Raw genomic sequence first — 21,101 nt, forward strand, 5'->3', positions numbered from 1 at the left:
CCAGTAGGGTCAACTCCGTGAGTAACGAAGACATCACGCTGACCGCGGGTGACGCGGAGGTGACCGTGGCGCCGGGGAACGGCGGACGGGTCGGAAGTCTGCGGGTCGGCGGCGTCGAACTGCTGCGACAGGGCGCGAAGTTCGGGTGCTTCCCGATGGCCCCGTGGTGCGGGCGGATCCGCGACGGCCGGTTCCTCGACGGTGCCGCCGTCCGGCAGATGCCGCTCAACTCCCCGCCGCACGCGATCCACGGCACCGCCCGCGACGGCGCCTGGACCAGGGCCCGCGTCACCGGGAGCGAGGCCGTGATCACGTACGACCTGGTGGACCCCTGGCCGCATCCCGCCCGCGTCACCCAGGCCTTCACCCTCACCGAGGACGCCCTGACGCTCACCATGTCCGTGGAGACGTACGCGGACTCGTTCCCCGCCCAGATCGGCTGGCACCCCTGGTTCAACAGGAACCTGGGGGACGGCGGCGAGGACGTCCGCGTCGACTTCCGGCCCGGCTGGCAGGAGGAGCGGGGCGACGACCATCTGCCCACCGGCCGTCGGGTCGACCCGCAGCCCGGCCCCTGGGACGACTGCTTCGGCATGCCGGGCGGCGTCGACGTGACGCTCACCTGGCCGGGGCGGCTCGAGCTGAAGGTCGGCAGCCGCGAGGAGTGGGTCGTCGTCTACGACGAGCAGGAGGCGGCCGTGTGCGTGGAGCCGCAGACCGGTCCGCCGAACGGGCTCAACACCCACCCCCGCCTGGTCACACCCATCGAGCCCCTCGAAGCCACCACGACCTGGAGCTGGCGGCGGCTCTAAGCTGGCGTCCATGAGTGACGTACGCGGCGCGCTGCTGCAGCAGATCAAGGACAAGGCCGTGGTGCACGGCAAGGTGACCCTCTCCTCGGGTCTTGAGGCCGACTATTACGTGGACCTGCGCCGGATCACGCTGGACGGCGAGGCCGCCCCGCTCGTCGGGCAGGTCCTCCTCGACCTCACCGCCGACCTGGACTTCGACGCGGTCGGCGGGCTGACCATGGGCGCCGACCCGGTCGCCGGGGCCATGCTGCACGCGGCCTCCGCGCGCGGCCGCAGGCTGGACGCCTTCGTCGTCCGCAAGGCCGCCAAGGCGCACGGCCTGCAGCGCCGTGTCGAGGGTCCCGAGATCAAGGGCCGGCGCGTCCTTGTGGTCGAGGACACCTCGACCACGGGCGGCTCCCCGCTCGAGGCCGTCCAGGCCGTCCGGGAGGCCGGAGCCGAGGTCGTCGGCGTCGCCACGATCGTCGACCGCGCCACCGGCGCCGCCGAGAAGATCGAGTCGGGCGCCGGTGTCCCGTACCTCTTCGCCTACTCCAAGGGCGAGTTGGGGCTCGACTGACGAAGCTCCCGCGGGACCCCGCCGACGGCGGGGTCCCGTATGTCGGATGGGGGTCTGGAGCATCCGGCGATGTCTGGAAAGATGGGGCCGACGATGACGTCGCCCCCCTAGGTCAGGGCCATAAGCACCAGTCCCGTCGTACCGCAGCAGCAGTACGCAGACCCGCACATACAAGGAGCGGACAGATGCCCATCGCAACCCCCGAGGTCTACAACGAGATGCTCGACCGGGCGAAGGCAGGCAAGTTCGCCTACCCGGCCATCAACGTGACCTCGTCCCAGACCCTGCACGCTGCGCTGCGCGGCTTCGCGGAGGCGGAGAGCGACGGCATCATCCAGATCTCCACCGGTGGTGCGGAGTTCCTGGGCGGTCAGCACAACAAGGACATGGTGACCGGCGCCGTCGCGCTCGCCGAGTTCGCGCACATCGTCGCCGCGAAGTACGACATCACGGTCGCGCTGCACACGGACCACTGCCCCAAGGACAAGCTGGACGGCTACGTACGTCCGCTGATCGACATCTCCGCCGAGCGCGTCGCCCGCGGTGAGAACCCGCTGTTCCAGTCCCACATGTGGGACGGCTCCGCCGAGACCCTCGCCGACAACCTGGCCATCGGCCAGGAGCTGCTCGCCAAGGCCGTCGCCGCGAAGATCATCCTCGAGGTCGAGATCACCCCGACCGGTGGCGAGGAGGACGGCGTCAGCCACGAGATCAACGACGAGCTGTACACGACCGTCGACGACGCCCTGCGCACCGCCGAGGCCCTCGGCCTGGGCGACAAGGGCCGCTACCTGCTCGCCGCGTCGTTCGGCAACGTGCACGGCGTCTACAAGCCGGGCAACGTCGTCCTGCGTCCCGAGCTCCTCAAGGACCTCCAGGAGGGCGTGGCCGCCAAGTACGGCAAGGCGAGCCCGTTCGACTTCGTCTTCCACGGCGGCTCCGGCTCCACCGCCGAGGAGATCGCCACCGCGCTGGAGAACGGCGTCGTGAAGATGAACCTCGACACCGACACCCAGTACGCCTTCACCCGGCCCGTCGTGGACCACATGTTCCGCAACTACGACGGTGTCCTGAAGGTCGACGGCGAGGTCGGCACGAAGTCGAAGTACGACCCGCGCACCTGGGGCAAGCTCGCCGAGGCCGGCATGGCCCAGCGCGTGACCGAGGCGTGCGCCGCCCTGCGTTCCACGGGCACCAGGCTCAAGTAGTCAGCACCCGCGCAAGGGCCCGGCACCTCCCACGGTGCCGGGCCCTTCCGTATGCTCCGAGGTATGGCTGTGCCTGCGCGGGACGCATCGGACCTGTCGGACGGCAGACCCGCGGTACGGATCGCCTCCCGGACGGGGAAGTGGATCCTGCTGACCACCGTCCTCGGCTCCAGCATGGCCCTGCTGGACTCGACGGTCGTCAACGTGGCGCTGCCGACCATCGGCCGTGACCTGGACGCCAGCCTCTCCGCCCTCCAGTGGACCGTGAACGGCTACATGCTGTCGCTGGCCGGGTTGATCCTGCTGGGCGGCTCGCTCGGGGACCGTTTCGGGCGCCGGAAGGTCTTCGTCATCGGCGTGGTGTGGTTCGCCGCCGCCTCGCTGCTGTGCGGGCTCGCTCCGAACGTGGGCGTGCTCATCGCCGCCCGTGTCCTCCAGGGCGTCGGCGGGGCGCTGCTCACCCCCGGTTCGCTGGCGATCATCCAGGCCTCCTTCCACCCGGACGACCGGGCCCGTGCCATCGGCCTGTGGTCGGGCTTCGGGGGTGTCGGGGCCGCCGTCGGGCCGTTCCTGGGCGGCTGGCTGGTGGACGGGCCCGGCTGGCGCTGGGTCTTCCTGCTGAACATCCCCGTCGCGCTGGTGTGCGCCCCGATCGCATTGCGGCACGTCCCCGAGTCCGCTGGGGGCACCTCCCGCCCGAGCGAAGCCGAGAGTGGGGGAGGCACGTCGCACCGCGGCTTCGACATCCTCGGCGCCGTCCTCGGCGCGCTCGCGCTCGCCCTGGTGACGTACGCCCTGATCGAGGCCACGAGCGGTTCCGTGCTCGTGTGGGTGGCGGCGGTCGGGGGCGTGCTGGCGGGGGTGTCCTTCGTGTACGTCGAGCGGCGGCGGCCCGATCCGATGATGCCGCTGGACATCTTCGGATCGCGCCAGTTCACGGCCGTCAACCTGGTGACCCTCTGTGTCTACGCGGCCTTCGGCGGCTTCTTCTTCCTGACCGCGCTCCAGCTCCAGGTCGTCGCGGGCTACTCCGCGCTCCAGGCCGGTACGGCGCTGCTGCCGACCACGGTCCTGATGCTGCTCTTCTCCGCCCGCTCCGGCGAAGTCTCCCAGCGCATCGGCCCGCGCATCCCGCTGACGGTCGGACCGCTGCTGTGCGCGGCGGGCATGCTGCTGATGCTGCGGGTGGGCGAGGACGCTTCGTACGTGGCCGACGTCCTGCCCGCGCTGCTGGTGATGGGCCTCGGCATGGTGACCCTGGTCGCGCCGCTGACCGCCACCGTCCTGGCCTCCGTGGACACCGGGCGGGCGGGCCTGGCCAGCGGGATCAACAACGCGGCGGCCCGCGTGGCCGGACTCCTCGCCGTGGCCGCGCTGCCGCTGCTCACCGGGATGGGAGAGGAGGCGTACCGCTCGGCGGACGCCTTCGATGCCGCGTTCCGCCGGGCGATGCCGCTGTGCGCCGGTGTGCTGGTGGTCGGCGCGGTGCTGGCCTTCACGACCGTACGCCGCCCGCCGCCCGGCTGCCTCCGCCCCGAGTGCCATACGCACGGCTCGCTGACGGCGCCCCCGCTGGAGCCGGAGCGCTCCCGGGGCGTCCTCGGGGCCGCGGGCTCCAAGGGCTCTACGGGCTCCAAGGGCGCCTCGGACTCCAGCGCCGATCCGGCTCCGTGACCGTACTGGCGGTGTCCGTCGGTGCCCGTCAGTGTCCGTCGGGGTCTGTCAGTGCCCGTCAGTGCCCGTCGGTGTCCGTCGGGCGGGAGGAACGGAGTTCGTCGGGGTTCGTCGGGCGGGAGGAGCAGGCCGTTCCCCGAGCACCGTGGGCAACCGTTACCGATCACCGGTGATGCAGCAGACTGGAACCCATGACGATTCACGAGAACCTGCTCGGGGGACCGCCCCCGACCCACCTCCCCGACGACCCGGAGCCGCGCGAGCTCCTCGCGAACGGCACGGCCCCCGCCGATGTCGCCGCGAAGTACCCCACCTCCTCGCTCGCCTGGGCGCAGCTCGCCGACGACGCGTTCGAGCGCGGCAGCGTCGTCGAGTCGTACGCCTACGCCCGTACCGGCTACCACCGCGGCCTGGACGCCCTGCGCCGCAGCGGCTGGAAGGGCCACGGCCCGGTGCCCTGGGAGCACGAGCCGAACCGCGGCTTCCTGCGCGCCCTGCACGCCCTCGCCCGCGCCGCGCAGTCGATCGGCGAGCAGGAGGAGTACGAGCGCTGCAGCCAGTTCCTGAAGGACTCCTCGCCGACGGCGGCCCAGACCCTGGGCTAGGAACCGGCCTGTTTCCGAGGCCGTGATGCGGGTCCGTCTGGTGTGACCAGGCGGACCTTGCGGTTTCGGGGGACGATTGTGTTGGATGCCCGGTGGGGACCGGGGCCCCCGTGTCGGTAACGGCAGGGGCGGACCGCTACCCGGAGCACATTGCAGGAGACAGCGATGTCCCACCAGGCTCAGCCCACGCAGGCTCAGGAGCCCGAGACTCCGCATCTCGACTTCCAGGGCACGACGCCGTACGAGGACTACGTACAGGCCGACGTGCTCACCCACCTCCAGCACACCCTCTCCGACGACCCCGGAGAGATGGTCTTCCTGGTGACGACCCAGGTCATGGAGCTGTGGTTCACGGTCATCGTCCACGAGTGGGAGACGGCGGCCAAGGCCCTGCGCTCGGACGACGTCCCCGTCGCGGTGGCCGCGCTGAAGCGGTCCGTCCGCGAGCTGGACGCGCTCAACGCCTCCTGGCGTCCGCTCGGGCAGCTCACCCCCGCCCAGTTCAACTCCTACCGCTCGGCCCTCGGCGAGGGCTCCGGCTTCCAGTCCGCGATGTACCGGCGCATGGAGTTCCTGCTCGGCGAGAAGGCCGCGTCCATGCTCGTCCCGCACCGGGGCGCGCCGCGCGTGCACGCCGAGCTGGAGAAGGCCCTGCACGAGCCCAGCCTGTACGACGAGGTGCTGCGGCTGCTCGCGCGGCGCGGGCACGCGATCCCGGCCGCCGTGCTGGAGCGTGACGTGTCGCAGCGCTACGAGCCCGTGCCCGAGGTCGAGGCCGCGTGGACGGCCCTGTACGCCGGTGACGACACCGACGAGCTCGCGCGGCTCGGTGAGGCACTGACCGATGTCGCCGAGCTGGTGTGGCGCTGGCGCAACGACCACCTCGTCGCCACGCGGCGGGCGATGGGCTCGAAGACCGGCACGGGCGGCTCCGCCGGAGTGGCCTGGCTGGAGAAGCGCGCGCAGAAGAACGTGTTCCCCGAGCTGTGGACGGCGAGGTCCTATGTCTGAGCGAGGCTCTGTGTCCGCGCAGGCCGCGCGGGCGGCGGAACTGGACGCCGCCGACGAACTCGCCGGTCTGCGCAAGCAGTTCGTGCTCGACGACGTGGTCTACCTGGACGGGAACTCGCTCGGCGCGCTGCCGGTCGGGGTCCCCGGCCGGGTCGAGGACGTCGTACGCCGGCAGTGGGGTGAACTCCGCATCCGCAGCTGGGAGGAGAGCGGCTGGTGGACCGCGCCCGAGCGGATCGGCGACCGGATCGCCCCGCTGGTCGGCGCGGCGGCCGGACAGATCGTGGTCGGCGACTCGACCAGCGTGAACGTCTTCAAGGCACTGGTGGGCGCCGTACGGCTGGCCGGCGACGGGCGGGACGAGATCCTCGTCGACGCGACGACGTTCCCCACGGACGGGTACATAGCGGCGTCCGCGGCCCGTCTGACCGGCTGCGAGCTGCGCCCGGTCGACCCCGACGAGGTGCCCTCCGCGATCAGCTCCCGCACGGCGGCGGTGCTGCTCAACCACGTGGACTACCGCACGGGCCGACGCTACGACCTCCCGTCCCTGACGTCCGCGATCCACTCCGCGGGCGCGCTGGCGGTGTGGGACCTGTGCCACAGCGCGGGCGCCCTGCCGGTCGGGCTGGACGAGCACGGCGTGGACCTGGCGGTCGGGTGCACCTACAAGTACCTGAACGGCGGCCCGGGCTCACCCGCGTACCTGTACGTCCGCGCCGGTCTCCAGGACCGCTTCGACTCCCCGCTCCCCGGCTGGAACTCGCACGCCGACCCCTTCGGCATGAGCCCGTCGTACGCACCCGCTCCGGGCGCGCTGCGCGGGCGGGTCGGCACGCCGGACATCCTCTCGATGCTGGCCCTGGAAGCGGCGCTGGAGGTGTGGGACGGCGTCTCGATCGACAGCGTCCGCGCCAAGTCGCTCGCCCTGACCGACTTCTTCCTGGAGTGCGTCTCCGCGTACGTCCCCGAGGGCCGGGTCGAGTCCGTGACCCCCTCCGCCCACGCGGAACGGGGCAGCCAGGTGGCGCTGCGATGCGCGGACGCGGGCGCCGTGATGAAGCGCCTGATCGACCAGGGCGTCGTAGGCGACTTCCGCCACCCGGACATCCTCCGCTTCGGCTTCACCCCCCTTTATGTGGGCTTCGCGGAGACGGAACGGGCGGCACGCGTACTGGCGGACACCCTGGACTAGCCTAGAAAACGGGCCTGCCGCCAGCCCCTCCGGAGCTCGGACCGGGGAGAATTTCAGCCCCTCCGGCGTTCGAGGAGCGGGGTCTGGGGCGGAGCCCCAGGTACGGGAAGGGCAGGGGCGGAGGGGGCGAAACTCCTCCGCTCCCGCCCCGACCGGGGTGCGCCGGCCCCGGGCAAGGACGGTGACCTGGACCCGGTCAGGCCACCGGCACGGCTACCTGGACCGGTGACCGGCGGTGACCGGTGACGGGGGGACTGACATCGACACCGGAGGCCGCCTCCCTGGTGCAGGCCCCCGGCCGGAAGCGTCACTCGGCGACAACAAACACCCCCGCCGCGGCAGCGGCAACCGCAGCCTCCGCCGCCCGCTCCGCATCGGCGGCCCCCGGCACCACCCCCGTGGTGAGCAGCCCGTAGTACAACGGCGCCGAAACCGCCCGCACCACCCCCACCGCATCCGTCCCCACCGGCAACTCCCCCCGGGCGACCCCCTGTTCCACGCAGGGCGCCCACTCGGCGACCCGCACCTCGTAGAACCTCCGCAACGCCTCGGCCGTACGCGCGTCGCAAGCCCCCGCGGCGATCACCGCCCGGAACAGCGCCCCCTGCCGAGGGTCGGCGAGCGTCCGCCGTACGAGATCGGCGTTGGCCCGCAGATCCCCGAGCACGCTTCCCGTGTCCACCCGCGGAAGCGACTGCTCGGCCATGTCGCCGAGCAGATCGGCGACGAGCCCCGCCACCGACCCCCAGCGCCGGTACACGGTCGTCTTGCCCACTTCGGCCCGCCGGGCGACATCGGCGAGATCGAGATGCGCGAACCCCTCCTCGGCGAGCACGTCCCCGGCAGCCCGCAGAACGGCCGCACGGACACGCGCCGTACGCCCCCCGGGCCGCACGGTGCCGGGCTCGGCGGACTCGGGCCGTACGCTGCGGGACTCGGCTGACTCGTCCGGCTCGGGCCGTGCGCTGCGGGACTCGACGGGCTCGACGGGCTCGGCGGACTCGTCCGGCTCGGGCCGTACGCTGCCGGACTCGGCGGACTCGGCGGACTCGGCGGACTCGGCGGACATGACGGTCTCCTTCGTCGATCACGTTCCGGACGGCTGGACGCCACCGTCAGCGTAACGAAACAGCAGAACCGTTTACCCCTCACCGAGCGTGACAACCCGGTGTCGACGCACGTCACCGGCCTGATACCGTCCCCGCCAACGGCCGAATCTTCCCTGGTCCGCCAAATCCGTTTCACCGCTGAGAGGTTGGAGCATGCAGGACGACGCCGCATCCCGGGACGGCGGCGACGCCGCGGCACAGCACGGCGCCGGAGCACAGCGCGACGGTGCCGCCGAGCGCGACGGTGCCGCCGAGCGCGAGTCCGCCGCCGAGCGCGAGGCCGCCGTCGCGCGCGATGCCGCCGAAGAGGCGTCCGCCTTCTCGCACCCGGCCGTGGACCCCGACGTCACCATGGCGTACGGCGACCACCCCGACCAGGTGATCGACTTCTACGCCCCGCGCGATCCCGACCCGGCGGTCCTCACCCCTCTCGTGGTCGTTCTGCACGGTGGCGCCTGGCGTGCCCCGTACGACCGCCGTCACATCACCCCGTTCGCGGACTTCCTGACCCGCCGCGGCTTCGCCGTGGCGAACGTCGAGTACCGCCGCGGGGAGGCGACGCACCCCGCGCCGGGCGGGGCCGCGATTCCCGCGCAGGGCGGCCCCGCGGCCCCGGGACCGGACAGTGCGGCCTCCTCCGGAGGTCCGGTCGCCGGCCGGTGGCCCGACACCCTCGACGACGTGGCGGCCGCGCTCGACGCGCTGCCCGCCCTCGTACGCGAGGCGCTCCCGCAGGCCGACCCCCGGCGCATGGTGGTCACCGGCCACTCGGCGGGTGGTCACCTGGCCCTGTGGGCAGCGGCCCGCCACCTGTTGCCCGCCGACGCGCCCTGGTACACCGAGCGCCCCGCACCCCTGCGCGGCGTCGTCGCCCTCGCCCCGATCGCGGACTTCCAGGTCGCGGAGAAGCTCGATGTCTGTGGCGGAGCCTCCCGCCAATTCCTGGGTGGAGAAGCCACGTTCGCGGAACGTCTGCCGTACGCCGACCCCGTGCGCCTTCTCCCGACCGGCATCGCCACCACCCTGGTCCAGGGCCGCACCGACATCGTCGTACCGCAGGCGGTCGCCGAGTCGTACGCGGACGCGGCGGCCAAGGCGGGCGAGGTGGTCGGGCTGACGCTTCTGGAGGACGTCGGCCACTTCCCCCTGATCGACCCGGCCGCCGACGCCTGCGCCGTCGTGGCGGAGGAGATCGCCCAACTGGCCTGGTAGTCCGGGAGCCGGACCGGCGTCCAGGCCCGGCCCGGCGATCGGGCACCCGGCCCGGTGATCGGGCGTTGGGCCCGGTGATCCGGTGCTGGGCCCGGTGACCGGGCCCTGAGCCGGCCAACAGAAGAGCCGTCGCGGGAGTCGTCAACCGCGTTGTCGATCAAGGCGATTGGCGCACTCTCCCGAACCCCGGTCATACCCGTAGTACCTGAGAGCTACCTCCCAGGTGAGTTCCACAGCGGGACGCGGACGACATGTGACGGTCCGTAATTTCCCTTCCAGTGCCGCCCGACGAACGGGCGGACGGGGAGGGACGGACATCATGGAATTCCGGGCGAGGCCGACCGCCAGGGGGAGAGCGGACGTCTCCGCCAAGGGGAGAGCGGACGTCTCCGCGCACCCGCCCCGGGGGAGGCCGGCCACACCCGCCGCGCCGACTGCGCAGACCACGCGGACCACGCGGACCAAGCGGACCAAGCGGACCACGCGGACCGAAGACCTCCGTCCCCTCCCTGGTCCCCTCCCTGGTCCCCGCCGCCGGGCCGGAGGCGGGTTCACCCGTCGGCTGCGCCGGACGCTGCTCGCCGCGCTGGTCATGGCGGCCGTGGTCGTCCCCGTGTCCGCCGTCGCCCGGCCGGAGATCCCCGCACCCGCGCCCGCGGTCCTCGCGCCGCTGACGGCGGCGACCCTGGACACGGCGTACGAGGCGAACCGGGCCAACGCCGCGGAGGCGGCCCGGATGGCCGCGGACCACGGCGACCGCACCCGCGCCGCCGCCGACCGCGCCATGGCCGCCCCCTCCCGTCGTCTTCTCTCCTTCGACGGCCGGGGCCCCGGCCGGGCCGTCGAGGTCTTCGGCGACCTCGCCCACGCCGACCGCGTGGCCGTCCTGGTCCCGGGCTCGGACACCACCCTGGAGACGTACGACCGTTTCCGCGCCGGCGCCCTCGCCCTGCGCGACCGACTCGGCCCGCGCGGGGCCGTCCTCTCCTGGCTCGGGTACGAGACGCCGGGCACCGTGAGCACCACGGTCCTGACGACGGACCGCGCGGACGACGCGGCTCCCCTCCTGTGGGCGTTCCTGCGCCAACTGCGGGGCGTCGTCGGCCGGTCGGCGCACCTGACCCTGCTCTGCCACTCGTACGGCACGGTGGTCTGCGGCCGCGCGGCCCCGGGCTCGGACGCGAGCGACATCGTCTTCATCGGCAGCCCCGGCACGGGAGCGTCCTCCGCCGCGGCGCTGCGCACCTCCGCCCGCGTCTGGGCGGCCCGCGGCTCCGCCGACTGGATCGCGCATCTCCCGCACGCGAGTGCCGGCCTCTTCGGCACGACCGTCGGCTTCGGCCCCGACCCGGTGTCCCCGCTCTTCGGCGCCCGGGTCTTCCGGGCGGGCCCCCACGGCCACAGCGACTACTTCGAACCGGGCTCGGAGTCGCTGGCCAACCTCGCCCGCATCGTCCTCGGCGACACCTCGGAGGTGACCCGTGCGTGAAGTGACCGGCACGACGGCCCTGGCCGGCCTGCGGACCGCGGTCCACCGCGTCGACCGGGCCACCCCCGTCGAGCGGGACCGCGCTGTCGACGCCCTGCGCGCCCTCGCGATCCTGGGCGTCGTCCTGGGCCACTGGCTGGTGACGGCACTGGTCGCGGACGGCGGCGCACTGCGCGCGGCCAGCCCGTTGCGGCCCATGCCGTGGCTGGCCCCGATCTCCTGGGTCTTCCAGACGCTCGCCGTGTTCTTCCTGGTGGGCGGCCATGTGGCGACGAAGAGCCATGCGTCGGCGCGGGCGCGTGGCACGACGTACGGGCAGTGGCTGCGCGCGCGGCTGAGCCGTCTCCTGAGGCCGGTCGCCGCGGTGCTGACACTCTGGGCGGTGGCGACGGTCTGCCTGCTCGTGTCCGGTGCCGACCTCGCCACGGTGCACACGCTGGTGAAGCTGGCGTTGTCCCCGCTCTGGTTCCTGGTGGTCTTCGCCGGACTGACGGCGGCGACGCCGCTGCTCACCCGCGTCAACCCGCTGTGGCCGCTGGCCGTCGTTCTCCATGTGGACGTCATCCGGTTCGGCCTCGGCGGCCCGGCATGGCTCGGCTGGGTGAACGTCGCGGCCGGCTGGCTGGTGCCCTATGCACTGGGCGCCGCCTGGACGCGCGGCGATCTGGAGAGGCGGCGCGCGGGCTGGGTGCTGTTCGGCGGCGGAGCCGTGGCGACGGTCGTGCTGGTGGCGTGGGGCGGTTATCCGGCGTCCATGGTCGGCATACCGGGGGCCACGGTCTCCAACCTGAATCCGCCGACGCTGGCCGCAGTCACCTTCGGTCTGGCCCAGTGCGGGCTCGCGCTGCTGCTGCGCGAGCCACTGCGCCGGGGGATGCGGCGCCCGGCGGTCTGGGCGGGGATCGCCTTCGCCAACCTCTCCGCGATGACGATATTCCTCTGGCACCAGACGTCCCTGATGGCGGTCACCGCCCTCGGCCTGCTCGCGGGCCGGCTCCCCGGTCTGCACACCACCCCCGACACCCTGGCGTGGGTGGCCGCGAGAGTCGCCTGGCTGCCCGTCTTCGTCTGCGCCCTCGCGCTCTGCTGGTGCGCCTTCGGTGTCCACGAGCGGGGACCCCGCCGTCCCACCGGTCGCACGTCCCGAGTCGTCCGCGTCCACCGCGGCTCCGGCCCGGCCACTCCCAAGGCGGCGCCCCGTGCCTAGGGTTGCCGACGTGACCGACAAGGAGCGCAGGCCTGCGAACAGCGAGCCTGCCGTGCACTCCGACGACCTCGCGCACCCACGCGAGGTCCCCGCTCCCACCACGACATCCACGGGTCGTGTTCCTCATCCCACCCGCATGCGGGCACTGGCCTCCCTCTCGTTCATGCCGGTCCTGTCGCTGCTGCGCGAGATCCTGGCCGAGCTCGCGGTGCCGGCGGCCGCGCCGCTGCCGCCGTTGTCCCGGCCCCGTTGGCTGCGTCGGCTGCCGCATGCGGTGGTGTGTCTGGCCGCCCTCGGAGTCGGGCTGGCGGCCATGGACGAGCTGACCAGCAGCTATCGGCTGGGATTCCCGCTGGGCACGGGGAGCGGCTTCGTGCTGGGTGCGGCGATCGTGCTCGCGCTGTGGCGTCCCGTTCCGGCCTGGTGGCTGTCGCTGGGCACCACTGTGGTGGCCGCCGTCGTCGCCCGCGCGCACACCGAGTGGGTCATCCCGGCCCCGGGACCGGACTGGCCGTGGAGCACGTCCGCGATGCTGGCGCAGGCCTTCGTGCTCTTCCTGCTCGCCCTGCGGCTGCCCACACGGGTCGCCGTCGGCGCGCTGGCTCTGACGGGTCTGGTCACGTATGTGCTGCAGGGCCTGGCAGGCGGACCGGCGTACCGGTCGACGGGCATGCTGGGCGGACCGTCGTACAGTCCGACCGGAACGCTGGCAGTGGTCGTCTTCACCGCCGTCGTCCTTCTCGGAACGGCGTTGCGCGGTCGCCGGGAAGCCCGTACCCAACTGGTCGAGCAGGCCTCGCTGACCGCGGAGGAGCGCGCCCGCCGCACTCTCCTGGAGGAGCGCAGCCGCATCGCGCGCGAGCTGCACGACGTGGTCGCCCACCACATGTCGGTGATCTCCATTCAGGCCCAGGTCGCCCCGCACCTGGTCGAGAACCCGACGCAGGAACTGAAGGAGAACCTGGAAGGCATCCGGCAGAACGCCCTGGAGGCGTTGACGGAACTGCGCCGTGTGCTCGGAGTGCTGCGGTCGGAGAATCCGGACGACCCGTACGGCCTCGGGGCGGGCGCGGGCGCGGCTCCGGACGCTCCGCAGCCGACACTGGACCGCCTCGACGCCCTGGTCGAGAACACCCGCGCGGCGGGACTGGACGTGACCACGGAGATCACCGGGGAGCAGCTTCCCCTGGCGCCGGGCGTGGAGCTGTCGGCGTACCGGATCATCCAGGAGGCGCTGAGCAACGCCCTGCGGCACGCGCCGGGTTCCGCGGTCAAGGTGGAGCTCTGGCACTTCCCGCGCGGCCTCCAGGTCAGGGTCGTCAACTCACGGCCCGAGCGACCCGCTCCGCCGTCACCGGGCGCGGGACACGGACTGCTCGGTATGCGGGAGCGCGTCGCGATGCTCGGTGGCACTCTCGTGACCTCGGAGACGTCCTGCGGCGGCTTCGCGGTGGCGGCCTTCCTCCCGCGCAACGGCATCGCGTCCCCCGACGGCGCGGCTCCCGCCCACGACGCCGCCCGGACCGACGACACCATCGCAGGCCTCCCAGGAGAAGAGACTCCATGACGACCGTGAGCGGCACCATCCGCGTACTGATCGCCGACGACCAGCAGATGGTCCGGCAGGGATTCACCGTGCTGCTCAACACCCAGCCCGACATCGACGTGATCGGCCAGGCGGTCGACGGACTCGACGCGATTCTCCAGGTCGCCGAACTCGCCCCGGACGTCGTCCTGATGGACATCCGCATGCCCGAACTCGGCGGCATCGAGGCGACCCGCCGCATCACCACCGACACCCCGCACATCAAGGTCCTGGTGCTCACCACGTTCGACCTCGACGAGTACGTCTACGAAGCCCTCCGCGCCGGCGCCTCCGGCTTCCTGCTCAAAGACGCCTCGGCAGATCAACTCGCCGAGGCGGTCCGGGTGGTGGCGGCCGGAGACGCTCTCCTCGCCCCCGGCATCACCCGCCGCCTCATCGCCGAGTTCTCCCGCCTCGACTCCACCCCGCGCGCACCCCTCAAGCAGCGCATCGGCGACCTCACCGAACGCGAAACCGAGGTCCTGGCCCACATCGCCCAGGGCCTCTCCAACGCAGAGATTGCCCAACGCCTGGTGGTGGCCGAGCAGACCGTGAAGACCCACGTGGGCCGCATCCTCGTCAAACTGGGCCTGCGCGACCGCACCCAAGCAGCAGTCTTCGCCTACGAGTCAGGCCTGATCCGCCCCACAGGCTACTGACCCGCCCCGGCCCCCCAACCCTTTTCGCTCCCTCCGCCCCTACCCGACCCACCCTGGGGCTCTGCCCCAGCCCCCACTTTCCTTCGCACCCTCCGCCCCATCCCCTCCCGCACCTGGGGCTCCGCCCCAGCCCCCGCTCCTCAAACGCCGGAGGGGCTGAATCTTCGCCACGTACGACCCGCACCGGTCCACGCACGGGAGGGGCCGTGCCGGTACATCCCTGATGTCCGTCGCTTACGCCCGGATCGAGCAGCGGCTCCGTTCAGAACTCACGTCTGATCCAACGGCGACGGACTGGGATGTACCGGCACGGCCCCGACCCACCCACCGGACCCCGCCGGGCCACCGGACCCCGCCCGGACCCCGCCCGGCCACCGCACCCCACCCGGACGCCAGCGCGAGCGACCCCGCAGGCACCCCGGGCAGGCGCCGGCCGCCCGACCTCGGGGCGAGCGAACCCCTACCCGTAGTACCTGAGACGGACGCCCAGGAACCCTCCTCGCAGGTGACGACCGCACCCCCCACCCGGCCCTACCGTTTTGAACGTGACCGAGACGACCCAGACGCAGACGACACCTCCGCCCCCCGGCGGTGCCGGAAAGCTCTCCGGCATCGCCGGGGCCAAGCCCCGCAGCCCGGAGTACCGCCTCGCCGCGGACGCCGTGCGCGGCCTGCGGCAGGACATGTTCCACAACGCCTTCGCCTACCGCCCCCTCCCCCGCATGCGCACGGACGGCCCCATCACCCGCCGCTTCCCCGGGACCCTGCGCGCATACGCGGCCTGGACCCCGCACGCGGCGGTGGCGGCGGCCGGCCTGCTGGCGATGGCCGCGGCCTACGGCGCCGAGTCCAGTGTCGGCCCCGGCTCCGGCACGGTCGCACCCCTGCTGTGCGGGTTCCTCGCCCTGCTTCCGGTCCTGGCGACCCTGGTCCGTCCGGTCGGCGCCTTCTGGTTCTCGATCGCGGCGGCCCCGGTCGTCGCCACGTTCGCCAGCGCCTGGAGCGACTGGCCGTGGGCGCCCGGCAGCTTCATATCGCATGTCACGGTGCTGACGGTCGTGGCTCTGCGGTCACGCCCTCGCGTCGCGGCGTGGATGTGGCTGCTGACCGCGGCGTACAGCCTGGTCACCGAGACCCTGTTCGGAGCGGGCTACTACAGCGTCAACACGTTCCCGCTGCTCTTCGTCTCCGCGCTGGCCCTCCTGGTCGTCACGGTCCTGAACATCCGCAAGGAGGCCGAGCAGGAGGTGACGGCCCACCAGTCGGAGACGGCCCAGGAGCGTTCCAGGCGCACGCTGCTCGAAGAGCGCACGACGATCGCCCGCGAGCTGCACGACGTGGTCGCGCACCACATGTCGGTGGTCGCGATCCAGGCGGAGGCGGCGCCCTACCGGGTGGAGAATCCGCCCCCGGAGCTGGAGCAGGCCTTCGTCACGATCCGGGAGAACGCGGTGGCGGCGCTGACCGAGCTGCGCCGTGTGCTGGGCGTGGTCAGGGCCGAGGACTACGAGGCCCCGGACGCTCCGCAGCCCACCCTCGCCGATCTGGACGCGCTCCTCGCCAATGTGCGGGAGGCGGGTCTGACCGTGGAGAAGGCGGTCACCGGCGCGGTGCGCGAACTTCCCCAGGGCGTCGAGCTGTCGGCGTACCGGATAGTCCAGGAGGCCCTCAGCAACACCCTGCGGCACGCACCGGGCGCGTCGGCCCGCGTCGAGGTCGGTTACGTCCTCGGCGGGCTCGGCCTGCGCATAGTCAACGGCCCCGCGCCGGCGACGATCCTGGAGAAGTCCACGCACGGCGCGGGGCACGGCATCACGGGCATGCGCGAGCGGGTAACGATGCTGGACGGTGAGATGACGGCGGGCGTCACGGACGACGGAGGGTACGAGGTGGCGGTGTTCGTGCCGGTGCCGTCGGGGGAGGAGACCGGATGACGGGCGGCACGATCCGCGTGTTGATCGCCGACGACCAGATGATGGTCCGCGAGGGCTTCTCCGTGCTGCTCGGCGCGATGCCGGACATCGAGGTGGTCGGAGAGGCGGTCAACGGCCGGGAGGCGGTCGACCGGGTCCGTGAGCTGGCTCCGGACGTCGTGCTCATGGACATCCGCATGCCGGAGATGAACGGGATCGAGGCGACCCGGGAGATCGTCGCAGCGGACGGCGCGGCGAAGGTGCTGGTGCTGACGACGTTCGATCTCGACGAGTACGTGTATCAGGCGCTGCGGGCGGGGGCGTCGGGCTTCCTGCTCAAGGACGCCTCGGCCCGCCAGCTCGCCGACGGGGTGCGGGTGGTGTCGGCCGGGGAGGCGCTGCTCGCCCCCTCGGTCACCAGGCGCCTGATCACGGAGTTCTCCAAGCTCGCGGACGAGCCCCGGCTGTCGGCGACGGCGCATGCGGCGTACGGGGATCTGACCGACCGGGAGACGGAGGTGCTGGTGCTGATCGCGCAGGGTCTGTCGAATGCGGAGATCGCCGGGCGCCTCGTCGTCGCGGAGTCGACGATCAAGACCCATGTGAGCCGCATTCTGGTGAAGCTGGGCCTGCGGGACCGGACGCAGGCGGCGGTGTTCGCGTACGAGGCGCGACTGGTCACTCCGAGGTGAGGGTGCGCGGCCGGTCACGCTGAGGGGACCGGGCGCGGCCGGTCGCAGTGAGGTGACCGTGCGACGCCGGCCGCATCGAAGGGGCTCCGCGCCGCGACAGCACCGGGGTGACAGGGAGGGACGGGCGGTCGCTGTTCGGGACTGCCCTGGTCAGCGGGGGGTGGGTCGGGCTAGCGTCCGTTCATGGCAGCTTTGGAGACTTCGCAGGCCTTCGACCCGTGGGATCCGGCGTTCGTGGCGGACCCGTACCCGGCGTACGAGGAGCTGCGTGCGCGGGGCCGGGTGCATTTCTACGAGCCGACGAACCAGTGGCTGGTGCCGCACCACGCGGATGTGTCGGCACTGCTGCGGGACCGCCGGTTGGGCCGGACGTATCAGCACCGGTTCACGCACGAGGACTTCGGACGGACGGCGCCGCCGCCGGAGCAGGAGCCGTTCCATGTGCTCAACGATCACGGGATGCTCGATCTGGAGCCTCCGGACCACACGCGGATCCGGCGGCTGGTGTCGAAGGCGTTCACGCCGCGCACGGTGGAGCGGCTGAAGCCGTACGTGGAGGGGCTGGCGGGTGAGCTGGTCGACCGGCTGGTGGAAGCCGGCGGCGGGGATCTGCTGACCGATGTGGCGGAGCCGCTGCCGGTGTCGGTGATCGCGGAGATGCTGGGTATCCCGGAGTCCGACCGTGCGCCGTTGCGGCCCTGGTCGGCGGACATCTGCGGGATGTACGAGCTGAATCCGTCCGAGGAGGTGGCGGGGAAGGCGGTGCGGGCGTCGGTGGAGTTCACCGAGTACCTGCGCGGGCTGATCGAGGCCCGCCGCAAGGAGCCGGCGGACGATCTGATCTCGGGGCTGATCGCGGCGCACGACGAGGGCGACCGGCTCACCGAGCAGGAGATGATCTCCACGTGCGTGCTGCTGCTGAACGCGGGACACGAGGCGACGGTCAACTCGACGGTGACCGGCTGGTGGACCCTGTTCCGGCATCCCGGGCAGCTGGCGGCGCTGCGGGCGGATCACTCACTGATCCCCACGGCCGTGGAGGAGCTGATGCGTTACGACACCCCGCTCCAGCTGTTCGAGCGCTGGGTGCTCGACGACATCGAGATCGACGGTACGACGGTTCCGCGGGGTGCGGAGATCGCGATGCTCTTCGGTTCCGCGAACCGTGACGCCGAGGTGTTCGCGGCCCCGGAGACGTTGGACCTGTCCCGGGCGGAGAACCCGCACATCTCGTTCAGCGCCGGTATCCACTACTGCATCGGCGCTCCGCTGGCCCGGCTCGAACTGGCGGCGTCCATGAGTGCGCTGCTGACCAGGGCCCCCGCCCTCCGTCTCGCCGAGGAGCCGGTCCGCAAGCCGAACTTCGTGATCCGCGGGCTGGAGAGCTTGATGGTCGAGGTCTGACGGACGCCGTCGGCCGTCCGCTCGCTCAGCTCAGCTCAACTCGCTCAGCTCGGCTCGCTCCGTTCGGCGGCGCCGCCTCACACCGTCAGGTCGCGCCGCCGCAGGGAGGCCAGTCCTGCCGCCGTCAGGGCCGCCGCGATCCCGGTGAGGACGAGGACGGGTGTCCAGGCCATGGTGCCGCCCGGCAGCTTCGGGAGGTGGCCGAAGGGGGAGAGGTCCATGACGGCCTGGGGGATGTCCAGGGCGGGGCCGATCCAGCCGAGGAGGAGGGCGAGACCGGCGGCGGCCCAGGCGCCGGGGGCGAGGCGGGGCGAGAGGCCGTGGAGCAGGACGGCGAGGCCGCCCACGGTCCAGATGGCCGGGACCTGGACCAGGCAGGCTCCGAGGACGGCGCCGAGTTCGGAGCCGTAGCCGAGACCGAGGCCGAGTCCGCCGAGCAGCATGATCAGGACCGAGCCGCCGAAGGCGATGGCCAGGTGTCCGCCGGCCCAGCGCAGTCGGCCGACGGCGGCGGCGAGCAGGGGTTCGGCGCGCTGCGAGGTCTCCTCGCCGTGCAGCCGGAGCACGGAGGCGACGATGTAGAGCGCGGCGACCATACCCAGCATGTTCACCATGGTGGCGAGGAACGCGTCGGTGATGCCGGCCTGCCCGCCCATCCGCTCGATGATCTCGCGGGTCTTGGCGTTGTCGCCGACCAGGTCGGATGCGCCCTTCGTGATCCCGCCGAACGCGGCGCCGGCGGCGAGGAAGCCGAGGCTCCAGCCGAGCACCGCGCCGCGCTGCAGCCGCCAGGCCAGTGCTCCGGCCGTGCCGAGGCGGCCGGTGGCGGGCCCCGGCCGGGTGGGCAGGAAGCTCATGCCGACGTCGCGCCGACCGGCGAGTGCGTAGGCGACGGCGCCCTGTACGCCGGCCGCCGCCACGAACAGCAGCAGGACCCACCAGCGTTCGTCCGCGAAGGCGCGGAGGTTCTCCAGCCAGCCCACGGGGGAGAGCCAGGTCAGCACCGAGGAGCCGTCGTCGGTGGCCGAGTCGCCCGCCGCCTTCAGGACGAAGGCGGCGCCGATCAGCCCGCCCGTCAGCCCCTTGGCGAGCCGTGCGCTCTCCGTCAGCTGGGCGACGATCGCCGCCATGGTCGCGAAGACCATCCCGACGGCGCCGATCGCGAGTCCCAGCGCCAGGGCTCCGGCGCCGCCCTGTCCGGCCAGGCCACCAGCGATGAGCAGGGCGAGGACGCCGTTCGCGACGAGTGCCGCGAGCAGCGCGGCGGTCAGCGGAGCCCGCCGCCCGACCATCGCGGCGGAGACGAGTTCCTGCCGTCCGCTCTCCTCCTCTTCCCGGGTGTGCCGTACGACGACGATCAGGCTCATGACGGCGGCGAGCACTCCGGCGTAGCCGCCGATGCGCCAGGCGGTGAGTCCGCCGAGCGAGTCGCTGAACACCGGCCCGTAGGTGGCGCGCAGGGAGCTGTTGGTGAGCATCTGCCGTGCCACGTCGGCGCGTTCGGCGGGGGTGCTGTAGACGGTCTTCAGGGAGCTCGGCAGGGAGAGCACCATCAGAGCGGTCACGCCGATCCACAGCGGCATCAGCACGCGGTCGCGGCGCAGCGCGAACCTCAGCAGGGTTCCGGTGCCGGCCAGCGGGCGGGAGCCGCCGACGCGTGCGGCGAAGGTGCCGGCGGTCGTGGCGGTCATCGTGCCGTCGCCTCCTCGGCTCCGGCCCGGACGTCCTCCTGGTAGTGCCGCAGGAAGAGCTCCTCCAGGGTCGGCGGGGTCGAGGTCAGGGACCGTACGCCGGAGTCGGTCAGCGACCGGAGCACGGCGTTCAACTTGTCGGTGTCGACGTGGAGTTCGACCCGGCAGCGGACTCCGTCCGGCCGGACCCCGGTGTCCTGCACCTCGAGGTCGTGGACCCCGGGCAGGGCCGCCAGTCCGTTCGGCGGGCCGGTGAGTTCGGCGGTCACGCTGGTACGGGTGAGGTGGCGCAGATCGGTGAGGGAGCCGCTCTCGACGGTCTGTCCCTTGCGGATGATGCTGACGCGGTCGCAGAGTTCCTCGACCTCGCTGAGGATGTGCGAGGACAGCAGAATGGTCCGGCCCCGGTCACGCTCCTCCTGGACGCACCGCTGGAAGACCTCCTCCATGAGCGGGTCGAGGCCCGAGGTCGGCTCGTCCAGGATCAGCACGTCGACGTCCGAGGCGAAGGCGGCGACGAGGGCGACCTTCTGGCGGTTGCCCTTCGAGTAGGTCCGCCCCTTCTTGGTGGGGTCGAGCTCGAAGCGCTCGATCAGGTCGGCGCGTCGCGCCGGGTCGAGGCCGCCGGACCGTCCGCCCGTCTGCCCGCCGCGCCGGGCGCGGCCCCCGCCGTGCAGCCGGCCGTAGAGGTCGATGACCTCGCCGCCGGAGAGGTTGCGCCACAGGGTCACGTCGCCGGGGACGTAGGCGACCCGGCGGTGCAGTTCGACCGCGTCCGCCCAGGGGTCCATGCCCAGCATCCGTGCGGCGCCCGAGTCGGCCCGCAGCAGGCCCAGCAGGACCCGGATGGTGGTGGACTTCCCGGAGCCGTTGGGTCCGAGGAAGCCGTGCACCTCGCCGGCTTCGACCTCCAGGTCGAGGCCGTCCAGCGCGTGCGTCGTGCCGAAGGACTTGTGCAGTCCGGCGACGCTGATTGCCTTCGTCATGATTCAGAACGTACGCTTCTTTCAGAAATTTGTGAAGTTAAGGAAACGTATAAACCCTGGCTACACTCGGCGGTGATGCGCGAGCAGGGG

Annotated in this window: 18 protein-coding genes; 15 read left to right on the plus strand and 3 right to left on the minus strand. The window is 72.4% G+C overall.

Annotation, left to right across the window (positions count from 1 at the left end; genetic code table 11):
• Window positions 1-17 precede the first annotated feature (17 nt).
• From OG788_RS24490 to kynU, 7 genes are all read left to right on the plus strand, one after another.
• The gene (locus OG788_RS24490) at window positions 18-812 is read left to right on the plus strand and encodes an aldose 1-epimerase (protein WP_406373435.1); all 795 of its coding nucleotides are present in this window, start codon (window positions 18-20) and stop codon (window positions 810-812) included.
• Window positions 813-822: 10 nt separating this feature from the next.
• Window positions 823-1,371 carry an orotate phosphoribosyltransferase gene (gene pyrE / locus OG788_RS24495; protein WP_266760915.1) on the plus strand — a complete coding sequence of 183 codons (549 nt, stop codon included), beginning with the start codon at window positions 823-825 and terminating at the stop codon, window positions 1,369-1,371.
• A gap of 185 nt (window positions 1,372-1,556) precedes the next feature.
• A complete protein-coding gene (gene fbaA, locus OG788_RS24500) occupies window positions 1,557-2,579 on the plus strand; it encodes a class II fructose-bisphosphate aldolase (RefSeq protein ID WP_406373436.1) in 1,023 nt (340 codons plus the stop codon).
• A 63-nt stretch (window positions 2,580-2,642) separates the two neighbouring features.
• Window positions 2,643-4,253, plus strand: a complete 1,611-nt coding sequence (locus tag OG788_RS24505; RefSeq protein WP_406373438.1) for an MFS transporter — start codon at window positions 2,643-2,645, stop codon at window positions 4,251-4,253.
• A gap of 191 nt (window positions 4,254-4,444) precedes the next feature.
• Entirely contained in the window at window positions 4,445-4,858 is a 414-nt protein-coding gene (locus tag OG788_RS24510) for a DUF3151 domain-containing protein (protein ID WP_351547855.1), read from the plus strand.
• Window positions 4,859-5,023: 165 nt separating this feature from the next.
• Window positions 5,024-5,869, plus strand: a complete 846-nt coding sequence (locus OG788_RS24515; protein WP_351547858.1) for a tryptophan 2,3-dioxygenase family protein — start codon at window positions 5,024-5,026, stop codon at window positions 5,867-5,869.
• On the plus strand, window positions 5,862-7,064 hold the full coding sequence (kynU, locus tag OG788_RS24520; protein WP_406373441.1) for a kynureninase: 1,203 nt from the start codon (window positions 5,862-5,864) through the stop codon (window positions 7,062-7,064). The genes OG788_RS24515 and kynU overlap by 8 nt, the downstream gene beginning before the upstream one ends.
• A gap of 307 nt (window positions 7,065-7,371) precedes the next feature.
• Here kynU and OG788_RS24525 read toward each other — a convergent pair whose 3' ends face one another.
• The gene (locus OG788_RS24525) at window positions 7,372-7,959 is read right to left on the minus strand and encodes a TetR/AcrR family transcriptional regulator (protein ID WP_406376831.1); all 588 of its coding nucleotides are present in this window, start codon (window positions 7,957-7,959) and stop codon (window positions 7,372-7,374) included.
• A gap of 367 nt (window positions 7,960-8,326) precedes the next feature.
• Between OG788_RS24525 and OG788_RS24530 the strand changes: the two genes are divergently transcribed.
• The 8 genes from OG788_RS24530 (at window position 8,327) to OG788_RS24565 (ending at window position 18,334) form a co-directional block, all read left to right on the plus strand.
• Window positions 8,327-9,385, plus strand: a complete 1,059-nt coding sequence (locus tag OG788_RS24530; protein WP_406373442.1) for an alpha/beta hydrolase family protein — start codon at window positions 8,327-8,329, stop codon at window positions 9,383-9,385.
• 319 nt (window positions 9,386-9,704) lie between these two features.
• Window positions 9,705-10,874 carry an alpha/beta hydrolase gene (locus OG788_RS24535; RefSeq protein ID WP_406373444.1) on the plus strand — a complete coding sequence of 390 codons (1,170 nt, stop codon included), beginning with the start codon at window positions 9,705-9,707 and terminating at the stop codon, window positions 10,872-10,874.
• Entirely contained in the window at window positions 10,867-12,081 is a 1,215-nt protein-coding gene (locus OG788_RS24540; RefSeq protein WP_406373446.1) for an acyltransferase, read from the plus strand. Before OG788_RS24535 ends, OG788_RS24540 begins: the two co-directional genes overlap by 8 nt.
• Window positions 12,082-12,217: 136 nt before the next feature.
• Entirely contained in the window at window positions 12,218-13,648 is a 1,431-nt protein-coding gene (locus tag OG788_RS24545) for a sensor histidine kinase (protein ID WP_406376832.1), read from the plus strand.
• A complete protein-coding gene (locus OG788_RS24550; RefSeq protein WP_406373447.1) occupies window positions 13,645-14,325 on the plus strand; it encodes a response regulator in 681 nt (226 codons plus the stop codon). The genes OG788_RS24545 and OG788_RS24550 overlap by 4 nt, the downstream gene beginning before the upstream one ends.
• Before the next feature lie 545 nt (window positions 14,326-14,870).
• Window positions 14,871-16,259, plus strand: coding sequence for a sensor histidine kinase (locus OG788_RS24555; RefSeq protein ID WP_406373448.1), 1,389 nt, complete (start codon window positions 14,871-14,873; stop codon window positions 16,257-16,259).
• Window positions 16,256-16,930, plus strand: coding sequence for a response regulator (locus tag OG788_RS24560; protein WP_406373450.1), 675 nt, complete (start codon window positions 16,256-16,258; stop codon window positions 16,928-16,930). The genes OG788_RS24555 and OG788_RS24560 overlap by 4 nt, the downstream gene beginning before the upstream one ends.
• A gap of 183 nt (window positions 16,931-17,113) precedes the next feature.
• Entirely contained in the window at window positions 17,114-18,334 is a 1,221-nt protein-coding gene (locus tag OG788_RS24565; RefSeq protein ID WP_406373451.1) for a cytochrome P450, read from the plus strand.
• 77 nt (window positions 18,335-18,411) lie between these two features.
• Here the strand turns inward: OG788_RS24565 and OG788_RS24570 are convergent, their stop codons facing one another.
• Window positions 18,412-20,025, minus strand: a complete 1,614-nt coding sequence (locus tag OG788_RS24570) for an ABC transporter permease (RefSeq protein ID WP_406373453.1) — start codon at window positions 20,023-20,025, stop codon at window positions 18,412-18,414.
• Window positions 20,022-21,011, minus strand: coding sequence for an ABC transporter ATP-binding protein (locus OG788_RS24575; RefSeq protein ID WP_356747376.1), 990 nt, complete (start codon window positions 21,009-21,011; stop codon window positions 20,022-20,024). The genes OG788_RS24570 and OG788_RS24575 overlap by 4 nt, the downstream gene beginning before the upstream one ends.
• Window positions 21,012-21,101 lie beyond the last annotated feature (90 nt).

Origin of the sequence: Streptomyces sp. NBC_00647 (assembly GCF_045207245.1) — a bacterium.
Classification (GTDB): domain Bacteria; phylum Actinomycetota; class Actinomycetes; order Streptomycetales; family Streptomycetaceae; genus Streptomyces.